General features: G+C 64.5%; 7 protein-coding genes and 1 pseudogene. 6 read left to right on the top strand and 2 right to left on the bottom strand.

The window, feature by feature from the left end:
- A pseudogene (locus RT697_RS19605) lies at nt 1-309 on the bottom strand (glutamine amidotransferase); the annotation flags it as partial.
- Nucleotides 310-477: 168 nt separating this feature from the next.
- Here RT697_RS19605 and RT697_RS19600 point away from each other — a divergent pair.
- The 3 genes from RT697_RS19600 to RT697_RS19590 all read left to right on the top strand — a co-directional run bounded on the left by RT697_RS19600 (nt 478) and on the right by RT697_RS19590 (nt 3,145).
- Nucleotides 478-909 (top strand): NfeD family protein, encoded by a 432-nt coding sequence (locus RT697_RS19600; protein WP_313701163.1) that lies wholly within the window; start codon nt 478-480, stop codon nt 907-909.
- Nucleotides 910-1,005: 96 nt separating this feature from the next.
- Nucleotides 1,006-1,932 carry an SPFH domain-containing protein gene (locus RT697_RS19595; RefSeq protein ID WP_008167745.1) on the top strand — a complete coding sequence of 309 codons (927 nt, stop codon included), beginning with the start codon at nt 1,006-1,008 and terminating at the stop codon, nt 1,930-1,932.
- A gap of 25 nt (nt 1,933-1,957) precedes the next feature.
- On the top strand, nt 1,958-3,145 hold the full coding sequence (locus RT697_RS19590; protein WP_313701161.1) for a diguanylate cyclase: 1,188 nt from the start codon (nt 1,958-1,960) through the stop codon (nt 3,143-3,145).
- Nucleotide 3,146: 1 nt separating this feature from the next.
- On the opposite strand, the gene smpB is transcribed toward RT697_RS19590, so the two are convergent.
- Nucleotides 3,147-3,656 (bottom strand): SsrA-binding protein SmpB, encoded by a 510-nt coding sequence (smpB, locus tag RT697_RS19585; protein ID WP_224776897.1) that lies wholly within the window; start codon nt 3,654-3,656, stop codon nt 3,147-3,149.
- Between the two features lie 179 nt (nt 3,657-3,835).
- On the opposite strand from smpB, the gene RT697_RS19580 reads away from it, so the two are divergent.
- From RT697_RS19580 to RT697_RS19570, 3 genes are all read left to right on the top strand, one after another.
- Complete coding sequence (locus RT697_RS19580; protein ID WP_056316825.1) at nt 3,836-4,270, top strand: type II toxin-antitoxin system RatA family toxin; 435 nt, start codon at nt 3,836-3,838, stop codon at nt 4,268-4,270.
- Complete coding sequence (locus RT697_RS19575; protein ID WP_313701159.1) at nt 4,260-4,607, top strand: RnfH family protein; 348 nt, start codon at nt 4,260-4,262, stop codon at nt 4,605-4,607. The genes RT697_RS19580 and RT697_RS19575 overlap by 11 nt, the downstream gene beginning before the upstream one ends.
- A gap of 247 nt (nt 4,608-4,854) precedes the next feature.
- The coding region (locus RT697_RS19570) for an acyl-CoA dehydrogenase family protein (protein WP_313701157.1) at nt 4,855-5,194 on the top strand (340 nt) is incomplete at its 3' end.

The raw sequence follows: 5,194 nt of genomic DNA, 5'->3' as shown, positions 1-5,194 counted from the left end.
GTAGCAGACGCCGAACATGGGAAGGCCGGCAGCCATGGCGTCGCGCAGCCATGCGGCGGCATCTTCGCTCCAGGGTTCCTTGTCCGACACCATGGCCGGCGAGCCGGTGATCAGCGCGGCGCGGTAGCAGGACGGAGCCTGCGGGCGCTGGCCTTCGTACACGGCGACGATCTCGGCGCCGCCAGGGGGCAGGCCGGCGGCCCGCAGGAGTTGTTCGGCATAGCCGCCGAACTGGCTTTTGAGCGTTTCGTCCGGATCGCCAGTGTGCAGGATCAGGACGGGGAGAGCAGAAGGAGTTGCAGCGGTCATAAAGGCTTGTGCGTGGATAAAAACGGCGCGGTGGTCTGGCGACGGGTCGCGCCAGTGCACATCATAATCCAGCCCTATTGTTCCCGAGGGGGCGTGGCGTCTCCCGCTCCGTCCTGGAAATACGTACAATCCGCTCAGAGAAATATTCTTACAGGCGATCTGAAGACTATGTGGATCTGGCTTGGCTTGTCTGCGCTGGCCCTCATCGGGGAACTGGCGTCGGGAACCTTCTATTTGCTGCTGGTCGCGCTGGGGTTGGCGGCCGGAGGCATCGCCGCCTGGCTGAACGCCGGCCTGGAATGGCAGTTGGTGGCGTGCGGCGTGGTGCTGCTGCTGGGGCTTCTGGTGCTGCGCAAGACCCGGGTGCTGAAAAAGCGCGAGGTCAATTCATCGCGCAATGCCGACGTCAACCTGGACATCGGCCAGACCGTCATGGTCGAGGCCTGGTCCGACAGCGGCACCGCCCGCGTGTGGTATCGCGGCGCGCATTGGCAAGCTCAACTGGTGAAGGGATGCGCCCCGCAGGCCGGCGAACACATCATTACCGAACTGCGCGGTTCGATCCTGGTGCTCACTCCCAAGAGCGTCGGCTCGACATAGCAGAACCCGCCCGCGCCACGGCGCGGACAGCCGTTGGAAACCTGGCCGGCATGGCAGGCAAGCTCGGCGCGTTTACCCGAAAAGAGGCTTCAAATCATGATCGATACTTCCACTATCGTGCTGCTCGTCATCGTTGCGCTGGCGATCCTGATCGTCGTCAAGGCGATCGCCATCGTGCCGCAGCAGCATGCCTGGGTGGTCGAACGGCTGGGCAAGTTCGACCGCGTCCTGTCGCCGGGCGCCGGATTCGTGATTCCCTTCATCGAACGCGTGGCCTACAAGCATTCGCTGAAGGAAATCCCGCTGGACGTGCCCAGCCAGGTCTGCATCACGCGCGACAACACGCAGCTCCAGGTCGACGGCGTGCTGTATTTCCAGGTCACCGACCCGATGCGCGCGTCGTATGGTTCGTCCAACTACATTTCGGCGATCACGCAGCTTGCCCAGACGACCCTGCGCTCGGTCATCGGCAAGATGGAACTGGACCGCACCTTTGAAGAGCGTGATTCCATCAACAGCAACATCGTGTCGTCGCTGGACGAGGCGGCGCTGAACTGGGGCGTGAAGGTTCTGCGCTACGAAATCAAGGATCTGACGCCGCCCAACGAAATCCTGCGTTCGATGCAGGCGCAGATCACCGCCGAACGCGAGAAGCGCGCGCTGATCGCCGCCTCCGAAGGCCGCCGCCAGGAACAGATCAACATCGCCACCGGCGAACGCGAAGCCGCCATTGCGCGCTCCGAGGGCGAGAAGCAGGCGCAGATCAACCAGGCGCAGGGCGAGGCCGCCGCGGTGCTGGCGATTGCCGAAGCCACCGCCAAGGCCATCACGCAGGTCGCCGACGCCGTGCGCCAGCCGGGCGGCATGGAAGCCGTGAACCTGAAGGTCGCCGAGCGCTACGTCGAGGCGTTCGGCAACGTGGCCAAGGAAGGCAACACGCTGATCCTGCCGGCCAACCTGTCCGACGTGGGCGGCATGATCGCCTCCGCCATGACCATCGTGAAGTCCACGCGCAACACCTGATTCCGCGCCTCGCGGCGCGCCGCCCATGATCGCTCCCGTTAATTTGCTTCTGATAGCAGCGCTGGCGGGAGTGCTTTCCCTTTGCGTTCTGGGGTCCCTGGCGCGCAGCGGCATGGCCGGCATCCGCGAAACCATCCGCGCCAACCTGCTTACGCTGTTGGCGTTTTCTACTTTTGCGCTGCAGAGCACCAAGGCGCCGCTATGGGCGTCCATCCTGGTGCCCAACACGGCCGTCGCGCTTGCCCTCTGTGCGTACTACGCGGGCGTGCGCCGACTGCTCGGGCTGGCGGTGCCCCGGCATCTGATGACGCTGGGCTGTGTGGCCGCGCTGTCGGTCGTGGCGGTCTATACGTACGTGGACTGGCAGGTGGGGCCGCGCATCGTGGCGATGTCGCTGCTGCAGATGGGGTTCATGCTGGCCGTGGCCATCGTCGTCCAGCGCAACATGCCGGCGCACCGTTCGCGCTACAGCTACCGTTTCGTGTGGGTGGTGACGCTGATCTCGGCCTTGGTCTGCGCGCTTCGCGCCGCGGTTTACCTGGTCGAGCTGGACATGGTGTCGGCCTTTCTGGAGCCCTCGGTGTGGAGCGTCGCATTCCTGACGCTGGGGGTGCTGATCATGCCTTGCCTGACGCTGGGCACCATCATGATCATTCACGACCGCATGCTGGCCGATCGCGAACAAGAGGCCAACACCGACTTCCTGACGGGTCTGATGTCGCGCAAGGCGTGGTGGCTGCAGGCCGAGCGTTATTGCGCACAGGCCCTGCGCATGCGCCGTCCGCTGACCCTGCTGCTGCTGGACATCGACCATTTCAAGCGCATCAACGACACGCACGGCCATGCCGCGGGCGATGCGGTATTGCGCCATTTTGGCCTGCTGGCGACCGCAACGCTGCGCACCGGTGACCACGTGGGCCGGGTGGGGGGCGAGGAATTCTGCGTGCTGTTTGCGGACATGCGCAGCGACGCCGTGCTTGAAGTGGCGGAGCGGCTGCTGGATTCGGTGCGGCGCACGCCGTGTGCGCATGGCGGCAGCACGATGTCGTATACGTTCAGCGCCGGTGTCGAGGATTGGATACCCGGCGAGAACCTTCAGGTGCTGTTTGAACGGGCCGACCGCAAGCTTTATGCGGCCAAGTCGGCGGGGCGCAACCGCATCGTGGGCGCCGGCCACGAGGCCGAGCGCCCGGCGCTGCCGGTGGCCGCGTAAATCAGTCGTCCTTGCTGCGGCGCGGAGCGCGGGTGTCGTGCTTCATGATGCGTTCCTTTTCGCGCGCCCAGTCCTTCTCGCGCGCGGTGTCGCGCTTGTCGAACTGCTTCTTGCCGCGGCCCAGCGCGAAATCCAGCTTGATGCGCCCGTTCTTGTAATGCAGGTTCAGCGGCACCAGCGTATAGCCGCGCTGCTCGACCTTGCCGATGAGCTTGCTGATTTCTTCGGCCTTGAGCAGCAGCTTGCGCGTGCGCATGGCGTCCGGATGGATGTGCGTGGAGGCGGTGGGCAGGGGGCTGACGTGCATGCCAAGCAGGAACAGTTCGCCATCGCGCACGATGACGTAGCTTTCCTTGAGCTGCACGCGGCCGTCGCGGATCGCCTTGACTTCCCAGCCTTGCAGGACAAGGCCGGCCTCGTAGCGGTCTTCGATGAAATAGTCGTGCGTGGCCTTGCGGTTGTCGATGATGCTCATAAAGCCTTCTTGCTGGGATTCTGCGAATCTGGCTATCCGGCCGATTGCGGGTTGTTGCGAACGGGGATTGCTCGTTATTCTGCGCGATGTGCCGGTCCGGGGTTAAGCCGAGTGCGGGGTTAAGCCGAGTGTTTGGACCAATGATTTCGGTCCATTTAGGCCCACGAAGCGCTGTGCCGGTAAAATCTTGCCATTCTAGCCATTTGCGATAGTCGATGCACAAAGTACAACGATCCGTCCTGGTGCCTTACAGCGCCGCCCAGATGTTCGACCTGGTTGCCGACGTGGAGAAGTACCCCGAGTTCATGCCGTGGTGTGGCGGCGCCGAGGTGCAGACCCGCGACGAACACGGCATGCAGGCCTCCATCCTGATCTCCTTTGCGGGCATGAAGCAGCGCTTCACCACCCGCAATACCCACGTCTATCCCGAGCGGATCGACCTTGAGCTGGTCGATGGTCCTTTCTCCAGCCTGGTGGGGCATTGGGTGTTCCAGCCGCTGGCCGAAGACGCGTGCAAGGTCCTGTTCACCATGGAATATGCGTTCTCGAACCGTCCGTTGGAGATGGTGGTGGGGCCGGTCTTCAACCGCATTGCGACCAGCTTCATCGATTCCTTCACCAAGCGCGCGCAGGCCAAATATGGCGAATGAGCCGTCCGCGGCAGGGCAGATCGGCGTCATCGTCTGCTACGCCTTGCCGGGTCATGCGTGGCAGCGGGAAGTGCGGCTGCCCGACGGCGCAACCGTGGAGGACGCGCTGGCCGCCAGCGGGTTTGCGCAAGCGTTTCCGGTCGTCAAGCCGTGGGAACGGGGCGTCGGCGTTTTTGGCCGCGCCACCGAGCCGCACGCGCGGCTGGCGGACGGCGACCGCGTGGAGATCTATCGCGGTCTGACCTTCGATCCCAAGGAATCGCGCCGCCGCCGCGCCGAGCACCGGCGGGCAAAAACCGCCCGCAATGGGCGGGTCAGGCCGGCGGGGCTGCTGTAACGCGCTGATCGCACCCCGGCGAGGCGCCGCTGCGGCGCCTCGCTGTCTTCCTACGCCGGGGGCCATTGCCGCTGGCCATCCCCGCACATTGTCATCAATAAGACAAAACGCCCGGCTGCTTCGGGCGTAACATTAAGCCGGGTTTCCGTTTACGTTTACGTCAACGTCATGTCAAAATCGGCGGGCTGGCGTTCACGAGACGGCAGCAACGCCACCAGACAATACCGACTACAACAGGAGACAGGCTGTGGACTTGGAACTGACCGACGAGCAGCGCGCGTTCGCGCAGGCCGCGCGCGATTACGCAGAAGGCGAACTGGCTCCCCACGCCGCGCGCTGGGATGCCGAGGGTATCTTCCCCCGGGAGGCCTTTGCCCGGGCGGGCGAAATGGGCTTTTGCGCCATCTACGCCAGCGAAGACATCGGCGGCCTGGGCCTGCCGCGACTGGACGCCACGCTGGTATTCGAGGAAATGGCGGCGGTGGACCCGTCCACGACGGCGTTCCTGACGATTCACAACATGGCGACCTGGATGGTGGGCAAGTGGGGCCAGCCGGGCCTGCGAGACGCCTGGGGTCCTTTGCTCG

It is taken from the genome of Achromobacter sp. (assembly GCF_032113835.1).
GTDB lineage: Bacteria > Pseudomonadota > Gammaproteobacteria > Burkholderiales > Burkholderiaceae_B > Achromobacter.
Note: the sequence above shows the minus strand (reverse complement) of the source record. Positions and strands in the feature narration are given on the sequence as shown.